We start from the raw sequence: 18,166 nt of genomic DNA, 5'->3' as shown, positions 1-18,166 counted from the left end.
CTACTGGCGGTCGTCGGGGTGCGTGCCCGTGCGCTGTCCCGTCTCGAGCCGGGCGATGGTGGACATGTCCGCCTCGGTCAGCTCGAAGCCGTCCACGTCGTTGTTCTGGCGAAGCCGCTCGGGGTGCGTCGACTTGGGGATCAGCGCGCCGCCGAGTTGCAGGTGCCAGCGGATGATGACCTGGGCCACGGTCACGTCGAGCCGCTCCGCGATGGCCGCCAGCGTCGGGTCCTGCAGCACCCGGCCCCGGCCGAGCGGGCTCCAGGCCTGCGTGACGATGTCGTGGGCCGCGTGGAAGGCGCGCAGGTCGTGCTGGGGCAGCCACGGGTGCGACTCCACCTGGTTGATGGCCGGGGCGACGCCCGTCTCGTCGATGAGGCGCTGCACATGGGCCTCGGTGAAGTTCGACACGCCGATGGTCGTGACGCGGCCCGCGTCGCGCAGCTCGATGAGCGTGCGCCACACTTCGACGTACTGGTTCCTTGCCGGGCGCGGCCAGTGGATCATGTAGATGTCGATATGGGTGTCGAGGGCCTTCTCGGACGCGTCGAACGAGCGCAGCACGGCGTCGCGGTCCTGGCTCTCCTCGCCCCAGAACTTGCTGGTGACGCGCAGCGCGGCGCGGTCGACGTGCTGCAGCGCACGGCCGACCTCCTCCTCGTTGCCGTAGAACTCCGCCCCGTCGACCAGGCGGTAGCCGGCGGCCACCCCGTCGGCGATGACCTGCTCCGTCAGCTCCGGCGGCACCTTGTACAGGCCGAAGCCCAGCGCGGGGAGGGTCGTGGCGTCGTTGAGCGTGAAGTCAGCTGGCATGAGGCCATCCTGCCATCCGGCTGTCGGGGTGCGGCCGTAAGGTCGTCGGCATGTACCGCACCCTCGCCGTCTCCGGCTACCGCTCGCTCCGCGACATCTCCGTGAAGCTGGGCCGCGTCACTGTGGTGACCGGCCCCAACGGCGCGGGAAAGTCGAGCCTCTACCGGGCGCTGCGCCTGCTCGCCGGGTGCGCTCTGGGCGACGCGATCGGCTCGCTGGCCCGCGAGGGCGGGCTGAGCTCCGTGCTGTGGGCCGGCCCCGAGTCGCTGGCCGGGGCCAGGCGCACGGGCGTGACGCAGGGCACGACGCGGTCCGGACCCGTCTCGCTCCGGCTCGGGATCGGCGCCGACGGGTACTCCTACCTGATCGACCTCGGGCTCCCCCAGCCTGCGACCTCCGCCTTCCAGCGCGACCCCGAGATCAAGCGCGAGGCCGCCTGGGCCGGGCCCGTGATGCGGGCCTCCACGATGCTCGCCCGGCGGAAGGGGCCCCGGCTCGAGGTCCGCGATGAGGGGCCGTGGGAGGAGCTGGGCCTGCGGCTGCCGTCGCACGCGTCGATGCTGGCCGACGTGCCCGAGCTGCGCGCCCTGCGCGACGACCTGGCCGCGTGGCGCTTCTACGACGCCCTGCGCGTCGACCAGGCGGCGCCGGCGCGGCAGCCACAGGTGGGCACCCGCACCTGGGCGCTGGCCTCCGACGGCGCCGACGTCGCTGCCGCGCTGCAGACGATCCACGAGCGCGGGAAGGCTCCGCTGACCGAGGCCGTCGACGATGCCTTCCCCGGCTCCACGCTCAGCGTCCGCGTCACGGACGGGGTGTTCGACCTGGCGATGCAGCAGCCGGGCATGCTCCGCCCCCTGCGCGCCGCCGAGTTGTCCGACGGGACCCTGCGCTACCTCATGCACCTGGCCGCGCTCTACTCCCCCGCGCCGCCGCCGCTCATGGCGCTCAACGAGCCGGAGACCAGCCTGCACCCGTCGCTGATCGCGCCCCTGGCGAGGCTCATCGCCGCGGCGCCGACGCAGGTCGTGGTGGTGACGCACTCCGTCGAGCTGCTCGCCCGTCTAACCGAGGAGGTACGAGACGACGAGCTGGAACTCGTCGAGCTCGGCAAGGACCTGGGCGAGACCGTGGTCGGCGGCCAGGGGCTGCTCAGCCGACCCGCGTGGGAGTGGGGCCGCCGGTGATCGTCAGCGGCGGTTGACGACGACGGTGCCGAGCACCAGGTCGGTGATCGCGCGGCGTTCCGCCCCGACGACCAGGGCCGGGATGACGAGGCACTTCAGCGCGGTGCGGACGATGGGCCGCCACCAGCCGAGAGGCGAGCCGTCGACCCGGACGATGCCGATGCGCGCGATCAGCTGCCCGAAGGACCCGCCGGCGAAGATCGTGAGGAGGCTGGCCTGGACGAAGTAGACAGCCAGGATCATGAACGACTTCCAGCCCGAGCCGGTCATGACGTCCATGCCGAACAGCGCGATCGCCACGACCATGCTGGCGGCCCAGTCGCCGATCATCGCGCCGACGCGGGCGAGCCAGGATGCGAGGGACCCGCGGCCGGCCTGCGGGAGTCCGAGCGACTCGCCGGGGTAGAGGTCGTGGTCCTCGTGCGTCTGGGTCACGCGGCGAGCCTACCAGCGGCCCGATTTCGTCGATGCCGCCCGGATGGTGCATGATGCCAGGGTGATTCTCCTTCTCGTCGAAAGGCCGTGGGTCGATCTTCGTCGCCAGGCCAGCGCCACCTGTTGTCGCTGAGCCGTTTCCTCGACCCCTCACACCTTTTTCCTTTTCGACGCCCTAGGACACCCATGTCTTCCACCACCCTCGACGCTTCCGCCGCGCCCTCATCCGAGCAGTCGCCGCGAAAGAAGCCCTTCTACACCGGCCTCGCGTTCCAGATCGTCGCCGGCCTGGTCGTCGGCCTGATCCTCGGCCTCATCGCCGTGGCGGTCGGCCCCGTCTCCGAGGACCAGCCCAACTGGCTGACCGGCCTTCTGACCCAGGTCGGCAGCGCCTACGTCAAGCTCCTGACCGTCCTGGTCATCCCGCTGGTGGTCACCGCCGTCATCTCGTCGGTCGCCCGGCTGCGCGAGGTCACCAACGCGGCCCGCCTCGCTGTGCAGACGCTGATCTGGTTCGCCATCACCGCTCTCGCCTCCGTCATCGTCGGCATCGTCGTCGGGCTGGTGTCCAGCCCGTGGCTCACCGCCGGCGTCTCCGGCGACGCGGCCGCCGAGCCCAGCCGCGTCGGCGACTGGACCGCGTTCCTCACCGGGCTCGTGCCGTCGAACATCTTCGGCCTGTCCGTGAACGTCACGGACACCGGCGACGCCGTGACCGCGTCCCCCAGCTTCTCGATCCTGCAGATCCTGCTGATCTCGATCGCGCTCGGCATCGCGGCGCTGAAGGTCGGCGCCAGGGCCGACGCCTTCGTCTCCTTCGCCGAGTCCGCGCTCACCGTCGTGCAGAAGGTGCTGTGGTGGATCATCCGGCTGGCCCCCATCGGCACGGCCGCCCTGATCGGCAAGGCCGTCGTCACGTACGGCTGGAGCTCGCTCGCCTCGCTGGGCGTGTTCGTCGTCGCCCTGTACGTCGGGCTGCTGATAGTCCTGCTCGTCGTGTACCCGGTCGTCCTGCGGAGCAACGGGCTGGGCATCGGGCAGTTCTTCCGCAACGTCTGGCCCGTCACGTCGCTCGGCTTCATCACGCGCTCGTCCATGGGCGTGATGCCCGTCACGCAGCAGGTGACCGAGCGCAACCTCGGTGTGCCGCGCGAGTACTCGTCGTTCGCCGTGCCGCTGGGCGCGACCACGAAGATGGACGGCTGCGCCGCGGTCTACCCCGCGCTGGCCGCGATCTTCATCGCCCAGTTCTACGGCGTACACCTGAACCTGACGCACTACCTGCTGATCGCGTTCGTCGCCGTCATCGGCTCCGCGGCCACCGCGGGAACCACCGGCGCGACGGTCATGCTGACGCTGACGCTGTCCACGCTCGGCCTGCCGCTGGCCGGCGTCGGCCTGCTGCTGGCCGTCGAGCCGATCGTCGACATGGGCCGCACCGCGCTGAACGTGACCGGCCAGGCGCTCGTTCCGACGATCGTCGCCAAGCGTGAAGGCATCCTGAACGAGAAGGTCTACGACGCCGACCCGTCGTTCAACGGAGTCTCCGTCTGACTCGCGCATCCACGCTCACCCGCGCCGCCGGCCCGATCTGGGCCGGCGGCGCGCCCGCGTCTGGGAGCACAGCCTGACACAGGGATGCGTAACGCCGCTGTAATGGACATGACACTGCAAGGCAACCGATCGGGTCTAGCGTCGGAGCCACGTTCACAACACATCCGGAGGATGACCAATGTTCCAAGGCGCAGACGATCTCCTGGCCTATATCAAGGAAGAGGGAATCGAGACCATCGACGTCCGCTTCTGTGACCTGCCCGGCGTCATGCAGCACTTCACCGTGCCCGCAGGTTCCTTCGGCCCGGAGGTCTTCGAGGACGGCCTGAACTTCGACGGTTCGTCGATCACGGGCTTCCAGAAGATCCACGAGTCGGACATGTCCCTGTTCCCGGACCCGACCACCGCCTACGTCGACCCCTTCCGCAAGTCGAAGACCCTCAACGTCAACTTCTTCGTGCACGACCCGCTGACGAAGGAGCCCTACTCGCGCGATCCCCGCAACATCGCCAAGAAGGCCATGGCGTACCTCGCCTCCACCGGCATCGGTGACACCGCCTTCTTCGCCCCTGAGGCCGAGTTCTACGTCTTCGACGACATCCGCTTCGACACCTCGTCGAACTCCTCCTACTACCACATCGACTCCGAGGCCGGCGCCTGGAACACCGGCCGCGTCGAGGACGGTGGCAACCGCGGTTACAAGGTCAAGTACAAGGGCGGCTACTTCCCCGTGGCCCCCGTCGACCACTTCGGCGACCTGCGCGACGACATCGTCCGCCACATGGAGGCCGCGGGCCTCGAGGTCGAGCGTGCGCACCACGAGGTCGGCACCGCCGGCCAGGCCGAGATCAACTGGCGCTTCGACGTGCTGCTCAAGGCCGCCGACGACGTCATGAAGTTCAAGTACCTCGTCAAGAACACCGCCTGGGCCGCCGGCAAGACCGCGACCTTCATGCCGAAGCCGATCTTCGGCGACAACGGCTCGGGCATGCACTGCCACCAGTCCATCTGGGACAGCGGCAAGCCGCTGTTCTACGACGAGAACGGCTACGCCGGGCTCTCCGACATGGCCCGCTACTACATCGGCGGCCTGCTGAAGCACGCCCCGTCGCTGCTGGCCTTCACCAACCCGTCGGTCAACTCGTACCACCGCCTGGTCCCCGGCTTCGAGGCCCCGGTCAACCTGGTCTACTCGCAGCGCAACCGCTCGGCCTGCATCCGCATCCCGATCACCGGTTCGAACCCGAAGGCCAAGCGCATCGAGTTCCGCTGCCCCGATCCCTCCAGCAACCCGTACCTGGCCTTCTCGGCCATGCTGCTGGCCGGCATCGACGGCATCCAGAACCGCATCGAGCCCATGGCCCCGATCGACAAGGACCTCTACGAGCTGCCCGCCGAGGAGCACGCGCAGGTCCCGACCGTGCCCGGCAGCCTCGGCGCCGTCCTCGACTCCCTCGAGGCCGACCACGAGTTCCTGCTCGCCGGCGACGTGTTCACGCCCGACCTCATCGAGACGTGGATCGAGCTGAAGCGCGCCGAGATCCAGGCCATCGCGATGCGCCCGCACCCGCACGAGTTCGAGCTCTACTACGCGATCTGAGCACTTAGCCTGTCAAACCGGCCCCTGACTTGCGGAGACGCAGGCTCAGGGGCCGGCTTGTTTCGTCCTTGTCCGGCTGTGCTTCGACCCACGCCCGTCGATCCCAGATCTCCTGCAACTTGGGACCGGGTTCTTCGCCGGGATGCTCGCGTCGCCACTCGGCCTCTCACCGGTGGATGTTGTGGTGAATCTGACTCATCCTTGCGCTGGACGCCCTACGAAGGGAGCGAGCTGGGCGACCTCACCGGTCGCGGCGTCGAACGACAGGCCGTGCTTCGCGAGCACGCGGAACTCTGGGTGGCGACGGCGGCGTAGCGGATGCCTCTACTCGCCTCGATCATGTCCCGCAGGCTGCCTCACTCTGCTCGACCCCGACGGTGATGTCGACGGCCTGAGCCTGGAGCTCCTGCTCGCCGCTGCTACGGTCGGCCCTCTCTCGTAGGTCAGCGGGTTTCTCCAAACTTCGTCAGTGGTCGCCAATAGGCTAGGGCCGTGAGAGCAGCTGACCTCGCCAAGGTGCGGGCGACCCTGTGGGCCGCGGCCGACGAACTGCGAGCCAACTCCAAGCTCACGCCGGTGCAGTACCGCGATCCGGTGCTGGCGCAGCACAGGTCGCCCAGCAACTTCAGGCGAACGTCATCGACCAAGGACGATCGGAGTAGGAATGTCGAACGAGGCCCGCTACGGCCGAGGGGATACGCCCCCTCACACGGCCCGTCAGCATGACCTAGAGCGGTACAAAGAGCGCTTCCGCAGCGCGACCAACAGCGGGACCGAACTCCTCGCGTACCTCGAACGCTCCGGGTGCGGTGTCTGGCGCTGTGAACAGGATGAAGTCGACCCTCGGCGCTGGTGGCTCAACATCACCTTGCAGGCAAACGTTGCCGAGATGTTCGACGCCCATTTGGAGATCCAGCTGGTCTACGCGGAGTACAAAGAGGTTGAACCGCGACTGCTCGAACTTGTGCAGCGCAGGATCTCCACGAATGCCCGTGTCGATCACGGCCTGTTCATGGTCGCTAGCTTGGACGCCGACGTCGAGCGTCTGCTGCGTCGCCGCCGGGGAGAGTTCGCCGCGATCGACCTGCATCTCGGCGAGTTGGGGGTTGACGCCCCTGATGTGCGTCACCGTATGTCGGAAGTGCTTACAGCTGTAGATCACTACGACATGACGACTCCGGTTCACAATGCAGCGGGATTCTTTGGTCGTAAGGACGAGTTCCAGCAGATCATCTCCGCGATTGAACGTGGTCAGTCGGTCGGCGTCTTCGGCCTGCGCAAGACAGGCAAGACATCGCTGCTGAACTTCGTCGCAGGCCGTCGCCGCGGCTCCGGCCGAGCGGTTGTGTGGGTCGACATCAGCGGGCTCTCCGGCGCTGATGACTTCCGGGTGCGCCTCCTCGAGAGTACCTGGGAGGCAGTCAAGAGCCTCGGCGAGGACGATCGCGAGCTGCCGCGTCTGCGAACGCTGAACCGTAACGGCGAGCTCAAGGTCGGGCTTGACCTCATGCGACTTCACTGGTTGAAGGATCTCGAAGCCCTCTCCAGTCACGCGGGCGGACGGCTGGAGGTCTTCATCGACGAGATCGACCAGCTGCATCCGGAGCGGTCACACCTCGGCGTGGAGGCAAACGAGATGCTCGTCGCACTCACTCAGCTGCGCGGGATGATTCAAGGTGCGAGACAGGACTCTGGCTTGGTGCTCGTGTGTGCCGGTGTGGACCCAGCGCTCTTCGAGCGTCCGCTACTGAGCTCGGGATCGGACAACCTGCTCTACAAGCTTGTTCGTTTGATGTTCCTGGCCCCGCTGTCGCGCGACGAGATGGCGGAGATGGTCAGAGATCTCGGTCGTCGCATGGGGGTTCGCGTGCGCGACCACCAGGTCATCGACTTCTTGTTTGACGAGTATGGCGGTCATGCGCTGCTGACACGCAAGGCCTGCTCGCTCGCGGTTCAGCGGCGGAGCAAGGACGAGATCCCGTGGCACATGTCGCTTGAGTCGGTCGAGGCAGGTGCACGTCAGGAAGGCGAAGGCTCTCCGCTGCGGCAAGCGGGCGAGATTCTCGACTCCTTCGGGGAGTGGTTCCCGGAGGAGGCCAACCTCCTGCGAGATCTGTGGTCGGCGGACCCAGAGGAACGTGAGCTGGGAGCCATGCTCTTCGACGAGGATCCGGCCAGATTGAGCCACGCAGGACCGTACGGCCTCGTGGTTCCCGAGACGACCCGGGCCCGAATCCGTGCGGTTGAGCGAGCGGTCGGCGCAGGTGCCTGAGTGGCTCCCGAGCGAACAGTCCTGGATCGACCAGCTCACGGATCGGGTGTTTGAGGGTGAGATCGTGCTTCTGCGAGCCCTCCCTCGGTGGGGTCTTAGTTCGGTGTGCGCGTCGGTCGCGGAAGCGCTCGGTGACTCCGCTGTTGTGGTGGAAGGCCGAGCGATATCCGAGGCCAATCAGAAGGCCGCACGCGAGAGGATCGACGAGGACGTGTCGGCAGCAACTGAGCACGCTGGCTGCGCACAGTTGATCTTCGACGACTACGGTCGGGCGATCCGCCGCTCCCAAGGCGGGACGCTCCACTCGATGCTCTACCGCCTTCTTGTTGACAGTGAAGCGGCCCGGGATACCGGCGCCCTGTTAGTTGCTCGCTCTGGCGACATGCTCGACCTGCGCTTCTCGGGAAGCCCGCTCATCAGCCGGGCTCGGTCCGTTGTGCTACCAGTGCTTGGCCCCGAGGATGCCGCGGCTCTGTCTATCGATCTGGCCTCGCTTAGGAGGATGTCCGGCGAGTCAACCTGGTTGGCACGGCAGTTCTTGGGCGTCAGCACCCGCCAAGGACAGGTTGGCGCAGTAGAGCATCTGAACAACGACAGGCGCCGGATCGTTGAGTCGTTGCCGCCACCGGCGGTGGAGGTCCTTGCAGGTGCCCGTGCGGCCCACGACTGCGACGCCACAAGCAGAGAGGCACTCCTGTGCCTTGGGTCCATCGATGCGGGCGGAGCGTTCGAGCCGGCCAGGTTGGTTGCCCAATCGACTCTCTTGGATGAGGTTCACCTGAGGAATCCGGGATGGCCAGCCGACAGGAGTGAGTCGGTCCGGAGATTCGCGGACATGCTGGCCGGCGTCGAGGATGCGATTTGGGTTGACCGCTATCTATTCGCCGAGCCATCGAAGGCGCGAGCATTCCTGGCGCGTTTGCGGAAGTTGACCTCGACCCGACTCCGTCTCCTCGTCAGCGATGACCGCGATCGGTCGGGCTTCGCCAGCGATGTCTCATCGGCATTGGACGGGCTGGAGAATATCCAGGTCCGCTTTATGAGTCGCCATGATCGTCGTCTCCTTCACGACCGACACTTGGTGCTTCCTGCCATGAGCTCGGGGTTCGTCCTGCCGACGGCCGGGGTCATCCTCAGCATCGACGACCCTGGGTCGGCTGTGTCGGTCCCAATGCCTGCACTCGCCATCAACTTTGCAGACTGCTGGCGGCGAGGAACCCGAGTGTTTCCCGGTAGCTGAGAGTGCGAGTGTGGCACGCGTGGAAGTCCGATGCTTGCGTCACTAGAATCGTGTCGCAATGCAGTTCAACCCGCCGTCGCCACGAAGGAGGACCCACCGATGGCTCTCCGACGTGTGCCGTTGACAATCATCATCGGCGGGGCGGTCACAATCGGCGGCGGAGTTGCAGCAGGGGTGACGGGCGGCATCCAGATGCAGCGCGCCAAGCGCGCCAACCGGATTCAGGCTGGGCGGTACGACGATCGCTACGCGGCCCACCAGGCGGCGGTTGCCCAGACCAACGAGTGCCTTCAGACCTTTGGGAGCACCCAGGTCCGTGCCCGTCATGAAGTTACCCTCCGCATGCGGGACTTCCTGGAGCGGAACGCCAAGCAGGTTCAGGCCAACGAGCACCTGATCCTCGACGGCGTGGATGACTCGAGCGCCCACGTGCTCGGCATGGCCAAGCTCGATGCAGACGTCGCAGGTTGGGTGCACGGTGTCATCACCGCAGTGAACGCCGGTCGGGTGGTTCCGGGCCTCGCCAAGGAGGGGGCGGTCAAGCTGGCCAGAGCGAGCTCCGGAAACAAGATCGCGAACCTCCACGGCGCTGCGGCCGAGAAGGCAACCCTCGCCTTCTTCGGCGGTGGAAGCATCAAGTCCGGCGGTGGTGGTATGAAGTTGGGCGGACAGATGCTCGACATCGTGACCATCGCCCCAGCGGTCCTCATCGTCGGTCTGACCGTGCTCGGCAAGGGCTTCAAGGCCCAGGTCAGCGCTGTGGAGTTTCAGGCGCGGGTCGATGGGGAGATTGCCCGGCTCAACGTCCGGGATGAACTCCTGCGCGGTGTCCAACTCCGGGCCAAGGAACTCGACGGCATCCTCCTCCGCTTGATTGGCGACGCGACGGATGCTCTCGACCTGCTTGAGTCCGAGGAGCTCGTCATGCCCGATCACGCCGAGCGACTCCAATCTGCTCTCATCATGCAGCGAGCCGTTCGCGACGTTGCAGTTGCACCGATAGCCAACGAGAACGGTGAAGTGGACGAGAGCACCGATGACCTGATCTTCAGATACCGCGAGAGAGACACGGAGACACCGAATGCCTGCAACAAAGGATGAAGGAAGCGGCATCGTCGTGCCGTCGAGTGCTGGAGAGATGGTGAGTACCGTCGTCGGCAAGATCACTTCTGCCGAGGCCTTCGGCTCCCTCACAGAAGTGGTGTCCGTGGTGCGTGGACTCATTCAGTTTCATGAGACGGAGAGCACCAAGCGAGAGCAGTTGGTTACCTATCGGGAGACGCAGGTCACCCGACTCCGATTGGTGGAGAACACGCTGCATCGCTACTTGGACGCCACTATTGCTGAGCGTCACGAGACCACTAGGCGCCTGTTCGACAGCCTGGATGAGGCCGTGAAGTCCGGCGATGTCACGGCGATGCAGACTCTGGTCGCGGGCATTGTTCAGGTTGCACAAGTCTCCCCGCTCGCCGACCTTGGCAACCTCGCCGAGTTGGTCAAGGCGATGGACGACCCCGAGGCTGTATTCGAACTCTGAGGGACACGTCACCCCGCGAGTAATCCGCTAGATTCTCGATTCAGATCCACGGACAGCCAACAACGACCAAAGACGCCGCGATGACGTTTGTGCAGGTCAGAGCCACTTTTCGGCGGCAACCAGCGACGACCAACAACCCCCGAATCGACCGCTCTTTGTTCGAGCTCTACTACGCGATCTGAGCACTTAGCTTGGCAAACCGGCCCGTGACCTGCGGAGAGCAGGGTCAGGGTAAGGTTTTTCACGCCATCCGGCCCCAGATGGCCGTAGGACGCGAGGGCCATCCCCCGCTACCGAGCGCCCCATGCCTCGTACACCTAGATCACCTAGGAGTTCTGAGGGCCATCGGAAGCGACATGAGCACTGCACTGACCAGGACGTTCAGGTCCTGTGCTCGGGCCTGGCTGGCGGCGAGCCCGAGATCGAGGTGACGCTGCGTCTCCCCCCTGCATTGGCACTGGAGAACGCCGTCGCGATGCGCGGCGACGTCGCCGGGTGCGTGGTGCATTCGGACAGGGAACTCAATTCCGCTGCGCATCGCGACGGCGGACTGGATCGAACGGACCTACCACCGGCGTCTCAGACAGGCCCGCCTGGGCCGATTGGCGCCCATCGAGACCATCATGAACACGACCGCCGCACTGGGCGGCGTGACTACAACAGGTCCCCTAGCTGTGCAGCAGTCATCTCATTGAGGATGGCTCCAGTTAGGTTGGCCCCAGTCAGGTTGGTGGTCTCAGATAGCCAGACATCCCTCAGGATGGCTCCGGTTAGGTTGGCTCCGGTTAGGTTGGCCCCTCCCAGGCTGGCCAATGTGGCTCTTCACAATGCAGGGTGTAGGTGGGGTTTGAATCCTCCGGTTTCGAGGAGGCTTCTGGCTATGTAGTGGGTCAGGTTCTTAAATCCCAAGGCGATCCCGCGGAGGTGTTCGAGGCGTCCGTTGATCGCTTCGGTTGGGCCGTTGCTGGTGCCGGGGCGGTCGAAGAAGGCGAGCACGTCGGCCGCCCGTCGGTGGAGGGTCCGGCCCAGGCTGACGAGCTCGACGAGGTCTCTCGGGACGCCGGTGCTGACCGAGTCGATCACGCCTTGAAGGAGGAACCGTCCAAGTTGCTTGTCGGGATGTCGGTAAGCCACGACGAGCCGTTGGTAGATACTCCATGTCGCGTAGACCTCGGTGTGCTGTTCGTCGGCGAACAGTGCCTCCAGTCGGGCGACTTGCTTGTCGGTGAGTAGATCGACGCCGGTGAGCAGGGTGCGGCGGGCGCGGTAGAGCGGGTCACCGGCGCGGCCCCGATGCCCGCAGGTGTCTTGCTGGACGCGCTGGCGGCAGCGGGTGAGCGCTTCGCCGGCGAGCCGGACGACGTGGAACGGGTCCATCACCGTGGTGGCGTTGCCGAGTTCCTCGACCGCCGCGGTCTTGTAGCCGGTGAATCCGTCCATCGCGACGACCTCGATCCCCTTGCGCCAGGCTCGGGGGCGGGCGGCGAGCCACGTCTTGAACACCTGTTTCGAGCGTCCCTCGACCATGTCCAACAAGCGCGCCGGACCGGTGCCGTCCCTGGTGGGGGTGAGGTCGATGATCACGGTGACGTATTTCTCACCATGGCGGGTATGGCGCCAGCAGTGCTCGTCGACCCCGATCACCTTGACCCCGTCGAACCGGGCCAGGTCGCTGATGAGGACGCGCTGTCCTTCTGCCAGCACGGCGTCGTTGGCGGTGTTCCACGCGACGTCGAGACCGGCGGCGATCCTGGACATGCTCAGGTGTTGGACCACAAGTCCTTCCAGTCCCCAACGCAGCGCCGCACGCGACAGCTTCGAACGCGGCTCGGCTGCGGCACTGGTGTCTTGACGCCACACCCGCCCGCACTCGATGCACCGATAGCGCCGGAGCCGCACGTGCAGCACGGTAGGGCGCCACCCCAGCGGGACATGCGACAAGAGTCGCACCACCGAGCCCCGGATGAGGCCCTGGCCGCCGCAGTCTCGGCACCAGTCGTCGGCGTCGACCGGGCGGCAGGCCAGGATCGCACGGTCGGGTTCGATGCGCTGGCCGGTGACTTCCAACCCGAGGCCGTCGAGACGGCAGAAACTAGTCAGATCAGGGCACGTGAAGGTAGCGTCGGACACGTCGAGGTCTTCCAGATGGGGAGCGTGAGAACTTCCATCTTCGGAGGGCCTCGACCCCTTCAGCCAGCCGCCACGCCGCAACCCCGAACAGCGCTACCTACACCCTCGATTGTGAAGAGCCCGTAAACATGGGGGCCTTTCTGAGCGATGGACGGGTGGCGCTAGAAGTGGGGACACGAGCACCTGGCCTCGACGAAGCACTCTATCGTGGGCCTCTCGCCTTCACTAGCGGTTGGGACCCTGCAGCGCGCGGGTGAAATCGAAATATGGTGACAGTGCAGGCGCGCAGCTCTGGCCACCACTCAGTGCCCTCACGGGTCTGAGGTTCCTCCTGTCCCATACCCGCTTGAGATTGTTGTCTGCTCACCTGGCTGCGGCCGTGCCACCACACGCCAAGCTGCGGCCCTCGGGGACGGCAGTGCGGTGCCCCCGGCCGCCGCGTGGGTCCCGGGGTACCAGCTGTTGGACACGGGTGGGTGGGCATATGTTTCGGAGGCGGGCGGGACGGGCGTTGCGACCTGATCGGAACGGCTAGGTTGACGGCCATGAGCAAGGGGCCAGGAGGCGACGACGCCGGGCAGGACGGTGCACCTGAGAGCCGTGACGAGGTTCAGCGGAAGGCTGAGGTTCGGCAGCGCAGCTTGGAGCAGACCAGAGCGCGACAGATTAGAGTCCGGCACAGAACCCCCCTAGCTCGGGACGCCGCCGCGAGGGAGTGGAGCCTGTCGGAGGAATTGCGCCTGGAGAAGGAGTGGAGCTGGTTGAAGGGCAGGTCGTCGTGGGTCTGGGGTTGGGTAAGGCGCAAAGCATCGGGACTCTGGGGCTGGCTGGCTAGTGACTCGTTGAGTCGGGCTGCGGTCCTCACGATTCTCGCATTGCTGTGCGCGGCGTTCCTGGTGTTGTGGGCGACCGGTCTGCCGGACTTGAAGGACGACGAGGACGGCAGGTGGTGGTACCTGTACGCCGACACACTCGAGTGGAAGGACCGGTTGACGATTGCGGGTGCTGTCGCGGCCGGTGCCGGTGCAGCCTTCGCTTTGGTGATCGGTTACCGCAAACAGAGTGACGTGGAGGAGGCGAAGTTTGGTGCAGCATTCGCCGACGCAACAGCGCAACTGGGCGATGCTGCGCCGGTGGTACGCATCGCCGGCGCCTACGCACTGGCAGCCTTGGCCGACAGACACATGGACCGCCGGCAGCAGTGCATCGACGGACTCTGCGCCTACCTCCGACTCAACTACACCCGTTACCTTCTAGGTAGCCCCGATGGTCGGGGTTCTGGTCGCCAGGCCCGGCATGACTTACTGCCCCTGTCGTTGATGATCCGGGGGGTGTTGTCACCGGGTCCTGGTGGCGTGGGTTGATCGCTGATAGGGACACGGCCCACCGTGCCTCGGTGTGGTCTCTTCGTAACGTGGGTGCCGACGATCTTCGCCTGACTTGGTGACCAGAATGAGTCCTTGAAGGAGGACTGTCATGGACCAAGACCGGTTCGACGTCTTCGTCGGTCTCGACGTCGGCAAGGAACACCACCACGCCACCGCCCTCAACACGGCAGGCAAGCGGGTGCATGATAAAGCCCTACCGCAGGACGAGTCCGCGCTGCGGGAGGTGTTCGACAAGCTCGCTGGGTACGGGTCGGTGTTGGTGATCGTGGACCAGCCCGCGACGATCGGCGCCCTGCCCGTGACAGTGGCTCGGGCGCTGGGCATCGAGGTCGCCTACCTGCCCGGGCTAGCGATGCGGAGGATCGCCGATCTGCATCCGGGCAATGCGAAGACTGACGCCCGTGATGCCTACATCATCGCCGAGGCTGGCCGGTCCATGCCTCATGCGTTGCGCCGGGTCGGAGGCGATGACGATCTGATCGCCGACCAGGCGGTGATCGTCGGGTTCGACGACGACCTCGCAGACGAAGTCACCCGCGTCTCAAACCGGATCCGCGGTCTCCTGACCCAGATCCACCCAGCACTGGAACGCGCCATCGGCGGCGACATCGGCCACCCGGCGGTGTTGGCCCTGCTGACGAAGTTCGGCGGCCCAACCGGCCTCGCCGCCGCCGGCAAGCGCCGACTTACCACCACTGCCAAGCCTCTTGCGCCACGCATGCACGAGCGCCTCGTCCAAGCCATCGTCAAGGCCCTGACAGAGCAAACCGTCACGGTTCCAGGCACCCGGGCAGCCGAGTTGGTCCTGCCCCAGCTCGCTGCCCAACTCCAAGGACTGCTCGCGCAGCGCGCTGAGGCCGCAAAGCAAGTTGAGGAGGCCCTCGATGCGCACCCTCTTTCCCAGCTCCTGATGTCAATGCCCGGAGTCGGCATCAGGACCGCAGCCAGACTCCTCCTCGACATCGGCGACGGCTCAGCGTTTGCGACCGCCGGGCACCTCGCCGCTTACGCCGGCCTGGCCCCGGTCACGCGAAGGTCCGGCTCCAGCATCCGCGGCGAACATCCCTCCCGCGGCGGGAACAAACACCTCAAACGAGCCCTGTTCCTATCTTCCTTCGCTGCCCTCCACGATCCTGACTCACGCGCCTACTACGACCGGAAACGAGCCGCGGGAAAGAAGCACAACGCGGCCCTCATCTGCCTGGCCCGACGACGCGTCGACGTCCTCCACGCCATGCTCCGCAACGGCACCTACTACCAAGCAAAACCTGCCGCAGCGGCTTGACAGGAACCATAGGGACACCCCCCCGAGAGCGCGAAGAAGGTTCTCGAGCTGCTCGAGGCCGAGCAGACGATCGGGGCACTGGTCATCCCTGCCATGCAGGAGATCACCACGACCGAAGCCGCTAAGATTCTCGGGATGTCCCGTCCGACCCTCATGCGGATGATTGAGCGTCGCTGCATCGAGTTCCGCATGGTCGGTAAGCACCACCGCATTCCGGCCGCGTCGATCCAGATGATGCGCGAGTTTCTCGACGAGGAGCACAAGACCGTCGTCGCCGAACTGTCTAACACGTACGGGAACGTCGATTGAGCCTATCGGTCACACTCGCCGATGCGAACATCCTGATCTCTCGCACCCTGCGCGACAACTTCGTATACGCCGCGAAGATGGGTGCGTTCGCCATCCACTGGAGCGGCCCGATCCTCGACGAGACCACTCGCAACCTCATTAAGCAGTTCGATTTCCCCTCGCAACTCTGGAACGGATCATCGGCCCCGATGCTGCGGCTAACGTGCGGGCGGTCGTGACGGCCTCTGGGACTTCGGTCGAGCCCCACCCCGCCGAGTGAGGGCTCTGGGCGCGACCGAGGAGAGGCATTGGGCGCACTCCGTTCGTCGCCTTGTCGAGATGCCCGAGCCTGCCGAAGTGCCCAGACTCACGCCCTCAGTTCGACCACCGGCATTGTGACGACCGCCTCCGCGCCCCTCGCGTCGCCGAGGCGTTCTCCCAGTGTGCGCCGCGCGAGGTCCGGCGGTAGGGCCGCGGAGAACTTCAGCCCAGCCACGGCGCCATCGTCGATCCTCGGCACGGCTCCTGTGTCGACGGCCGCCAGGTCGCTGAACTCGAAGCCCTCCGGCAGCGCGATGCTCTCGTTGTCCACCCCGGTCGAGTCGAGGCCGAGGCCCGACTGCAATGTCGCGTTGGCCTTGATTCCGGCCCACGTCCAGAGCTTGAGACCATCCGTTGTTCCCGGCGCCAACACCAGACCGTTGCCGCTCACCTCATGCTCGTGCTCGGCGCGCACCCGCTCCAGCGCGCCCGGCACGCGCCTGGACATCTTCACGTCGGGCGTCTCCCCCAGCAGCACGTCGCGCCTTGCCCGGCACAGTTCGAACGACTGCGTGACGGCACCCGACGGCCACTTCACGTCGCCCTTGGTCGGCACCTCCTCCACCCAGACGGTGAACCGGCCCCAGTCGATGCTCTGGATGAACCAGCCTCGTCCCGCCAGCACGACTGGCTTCTGCGCCTTGCCCGTGGCGTCGGGGAGCGCCAAGGGTGACACGAAGCCGATCTCGCGCACGCCCGCGACCACGCGCAGCTCGACGTCCGCGATGAATGTCGACAGCAGGTCCATGAAGTTGCGTTTCCCGAACTCCCTCTCGGCGCGCGGGCCGATCATCAGCAGCCCCGAATCGTCGACGAGGAATCCCTCCCGGCACAGGTAGGCGAGCACCTCGTCACCGTCGTCCATCAGCGGCAGGTCACCCCACCACCGGCGCCAGTTCGACGCGCCGAACGCGCCCTCCTGCAGCGCCAGCGCGAGAAGCTGCTGCGCGGCAAGGTGCCTCGGGTGTGGCGGCGCGACGACATCCTCGACGAATCCACTCCTCCACAGCGTCAGGACGGCCGCAGCGTCCAACAGACCGTCGAGGCTCGTCGCGAGGAAGAGCGTGTTCCGGCTCGTGCCGGGGCGACGTCCGGTGCGGCCCAGGCGTTGCAGGAACGACGAGACGGTGCGGGGCGCGTCGAGCTGGATGACGCGGTCCAGGTCGCCGATATCGACGCCCAGCTCAAGCGTCGACGTGGCCACCACGACGGTGTCTCTTGCCTCCGCGAAGGCCTGCTCGCTGCGTCGCCGTTCGTCGGCCGACAGCGACGAGTGCGACACGTACGTCTGTACGTCGCGTTGCCGCAGCAGGAACGCGAGTTCCTCTGCGGAGCGTCTCGACTCAGCGAACACGAGCCGCTTCTCACCCCGGTGCATCCGCGAGATCACGGTGGCGGCGTTGTCCAGGCTGCCCACGTAGTCGAGCGTGATGTCCGGCTCGACCGCAGCCGCGGACTCCTCCTGCACGACGACCGCCGGCCCGCGGCCCTTGCTCGACCCCTGCATCCACGCACCCACGGTCGTCGGGTTGCCGACCGTTGCCGACAGGCCGACACGCTGGATCGCATGCCCCGCCAGCCGCTCGATGCGCTCCAGCACCGCGAGCAGGTGCCAGCCACGGTCGGATCCGGCGAATGAGTGGAGTTCGTCGATGACGACGGCTCGCACGGACCCGAGGAACCGCGCGTGGTCGACGCTGCGCGACACGAGCATCGCCTCGAGCGACTCGGGCGTGGTCAGCAGGACATCGGGCGGCTCCCCCAGCATGCGGCGCCGATCCCCCGACCCGACATCGCCGTGCCACAGGCCGACGGTGCGGCCGAGCCACGCGCAATAGCTGCCCAGCCGAGGGTGCAGGTTGTTCAGCAGCGCGCGCAACGGCGTGACGTACAGCACGGACGTCCCCGACCACCCGTCCCGCACCATCTCCGTGAGCAGCGGAAACAGGGCTGCCTCGGTCTTGCCGCCTGCGGTGGGCGCGACCAGCACACAGTCGGCTCCCGACCGCACCGGCTCGACGGCGGCGGCCTGTAAGGGCCGCAGCCCTGGCCAGTGGAGTGAGTTGACGATGTGGTACTCGATGGCCGCATCCAGGCCGGTGCCCGCCTCCATCCG

The 18,166-nt window shown here is 66.4% G+C and carries 15 protein-coding genes; 10 read left to right on the top strand and 5 right to left on the bottom strand.

The window, feature by feature from the left end; genetic code table 11:
* Positions 1-813 carry an aldo/keto reductase gene (locus QH948_RS04275; RefSeq protein ID WP_281145652.1) on the bottom strand — a complete coding sequence of 271 codons (813 nt, stop codon included), beginning with the start codon at positions 811-813 and terminating at the stop codon, positions 1-3.
* A gap of 50 nt (positions 814-863) precedes the next feature.
* On the opposite strand from QH948_RS04275, the gene QH948_RS04270 reads away from it, so the two are divergent.
* Positions 864-2,000, top strand: coding sequence for an AAA family ATPase (locus QH948_RS04270; protein WP_281145651.1), 1,137 nt, complete (start codon positions 864-866; stop codon positions 1,998-2,000).
* Between the two features lie 3 nt (positions 2,001-2,003).
* Here the strand turns inward: QH948_RS04270 and QH948_RS04265 are convergent, their stop codons facing one another.
* Complete coding sequence (locus QH948_RS04265) at positions 2,004-2,435, bottom strand: RDD family protein (protein ID WP_255555873.1); 432 nt, start codon at positions 2,433-2,435, stop codon at positions 2,004-2,006.
* A 186-nt stretch (positions 2,436-2,621) separates the two neighbouring features.
* Between QH948_RS04265 and QH948_RS04260 the strand changes: the two genes are divergently transcribed.
* The 6 genes from QH948_RS04260 to QH948_RS04235 all read left to right on the top strand — a co-directional run bounded on the left by QH948_RS04260 (position 2,622) and on the right by QH948_RS04235 (position 10,638).
* Positions 2,622-3,989 (top strand): dicarboxylate/amino acid:cation symporter, encoded by a 1,368-nt coding sequence (locus QH948_RS04260; RefSeq protein ID WP_281145650.1) that lies wholly within the window; start codon positions 2,622-2,624, stop codon positions 3,987-3,989.
* Positions 3,990-4,167: 178 nt separating this feature from the next.
* On the top strand, positions 4,168-5,589 hold the full coding sequence (glnA, locus tag QH948_RS04255; RefSeq protein ID WP_281145649.1) for a type I glutamate--ammonia ligase: 1,422 nt from the start codon (positions 4,168-4,170) through the stop codon (positions 5,587-5,589).
* 664 nt (positions 5,590-6,253) lie between these two features.
* Complete coding sequence (locus QH948_RS04250; protein ID WP_281145648.1) at positions 6,254-7,861, top strand: AAA family ATPase; 1,608 nt, start codon at positions 6,254-6,256, stop codon at positions 7,859-7,861.
* Positions 7,833-9,101, top strand: a complete 1,269-nt coding sequence (locus QH948_RS04245) for a hypothetical protein (protein WP_281145647.1) — start codon at positions 7,833-7,835, stop codon at positions 9,099-9,101. Before QH948_RS04250 ends, QH948_RS04245 begins: the two co-directional genes overlap by 29 nt.
* A 120-nt stretch (positions 9,102-9,221) precedes the next feature.
* A complete protein-coding gene (locus tag QH948_RS04240) occupies positions 9,222-10,202 on the top strand; it encodes a hypothetical protein (protein WP_281145646.1) in 981 nt (326 codons plus the stop codon).
* The gene (locus QH948_RS04235) at positions 10,183-10,638 is read left to right on the top strand and encodes a hypothetical protein (protein ID WP_281145645.1); all 456 of its coding nucleotides are present in this window, start codon (positions 10,183-10,185) and stop codon (positions 10,636-10,638) included. The genes QH948_RS04240 and QH948_RS04235 overlap by 20 nt, the downstream gene beginning before the upstream one ends.
* Positions 10,639-11,292: 654 nt before the next feature.
* Here QH948_RS04235 and QH948_RS14135 read toward each other — a convergent pair.
* Both QH948_RS14135 and QH948_RS04230 read right to left on the bottom strand, forming a co-directional pair.
* On the bottom strand, positions 11,293-11,451 hold the full coding sequence (locus QH948_RS14135) for a pentapeptide repeat-containing protein (protein WP_369076703.1): 159 nt from the start codon (positions 11,449-11,451) through the stop codon (positions 11,293-11,295).
* A gap of 9 nt (positions 11,452-11,460) precedes the next feature.
* On the bottom strand, positions 11,461-12,768 hold the full coding sequence (locus QH948_RS04230; RefSeq protein WP_281144440.1) for an ISL3 family transposase: 1,308 nt from the start codon (positions 12,766-12,768) through the stop codon (positions 11,461-11,463).
* Between the two features lie 545 nt (positions 12,769-13,313).
* Here QH948_RS04230 and QH948_RS04225 point away from each other — a divergent pair.
* From QH948_RS04225 to QH948_RS04215, 3 genes are all read left to right on the top strand, one after another.
* A complete protein-coding gene (locus QH948_RS04225; RefSeq protein WP_281145644.1) occupies positions 13,314-14,132 on the top strand; it encodes a hypothetical protein in 819 nt (272 codons plus the stop codon).
* 112 nt (positions 14,133-14,244) lie between these two features.
* Complete coding sequence (locus QH948_RS04220) at positions 14,245-15,441, top strand: IS110 family RNA-guided transposase (RefSeq protein WP_281145643.1); 1,197 nt, start codon at positions 14,245-14,247, stop codon at positions 15,439-15,441.
* A 135-nt stretch (positions 15,442-15,576) separates the two neighbouring features.
* A complete protein-coding gene (locus QH948_RS04215; RefSeq protein ID WP_281145642.1) occupies positions 15,577-15,750 on the top strand; it encodes a helix-turn-helix domain-containing protein in 174 nt (57 codons plus the stop codon).
* Positions 15,751-16,096: 346 nt separating this feature from the next.
* On the opposite strand, the gene QH948_RS04210 is transcribed toward QH948_RS04215, so the two are convergent.
* Entirely contained in the window at positions 16,097-18,163 is a 2,067-nt protein-coding gene (locus QH948_RS04210) for a DEAD/DEAH box helicase (protein ID WP_281145641.1), read from the bottom strand.
* Positions 18,164-18,166 lie beyond the last annotated feature (3 nt).

Source organism: Tessaracoccus lacteus (genome assembly GCF_029917005.1).
Taxonomy (GTDB): Bacteria; Actinomycetota; Actinomycetes; order Propionibacteriales; family Propionibacteriaceae; genus Arachnia; species Arachnia lactea.
Note: the sequence above shows the minus strand (reverse complement) of the source record. Positions and strands in the feature narration are given on the sequence as shown.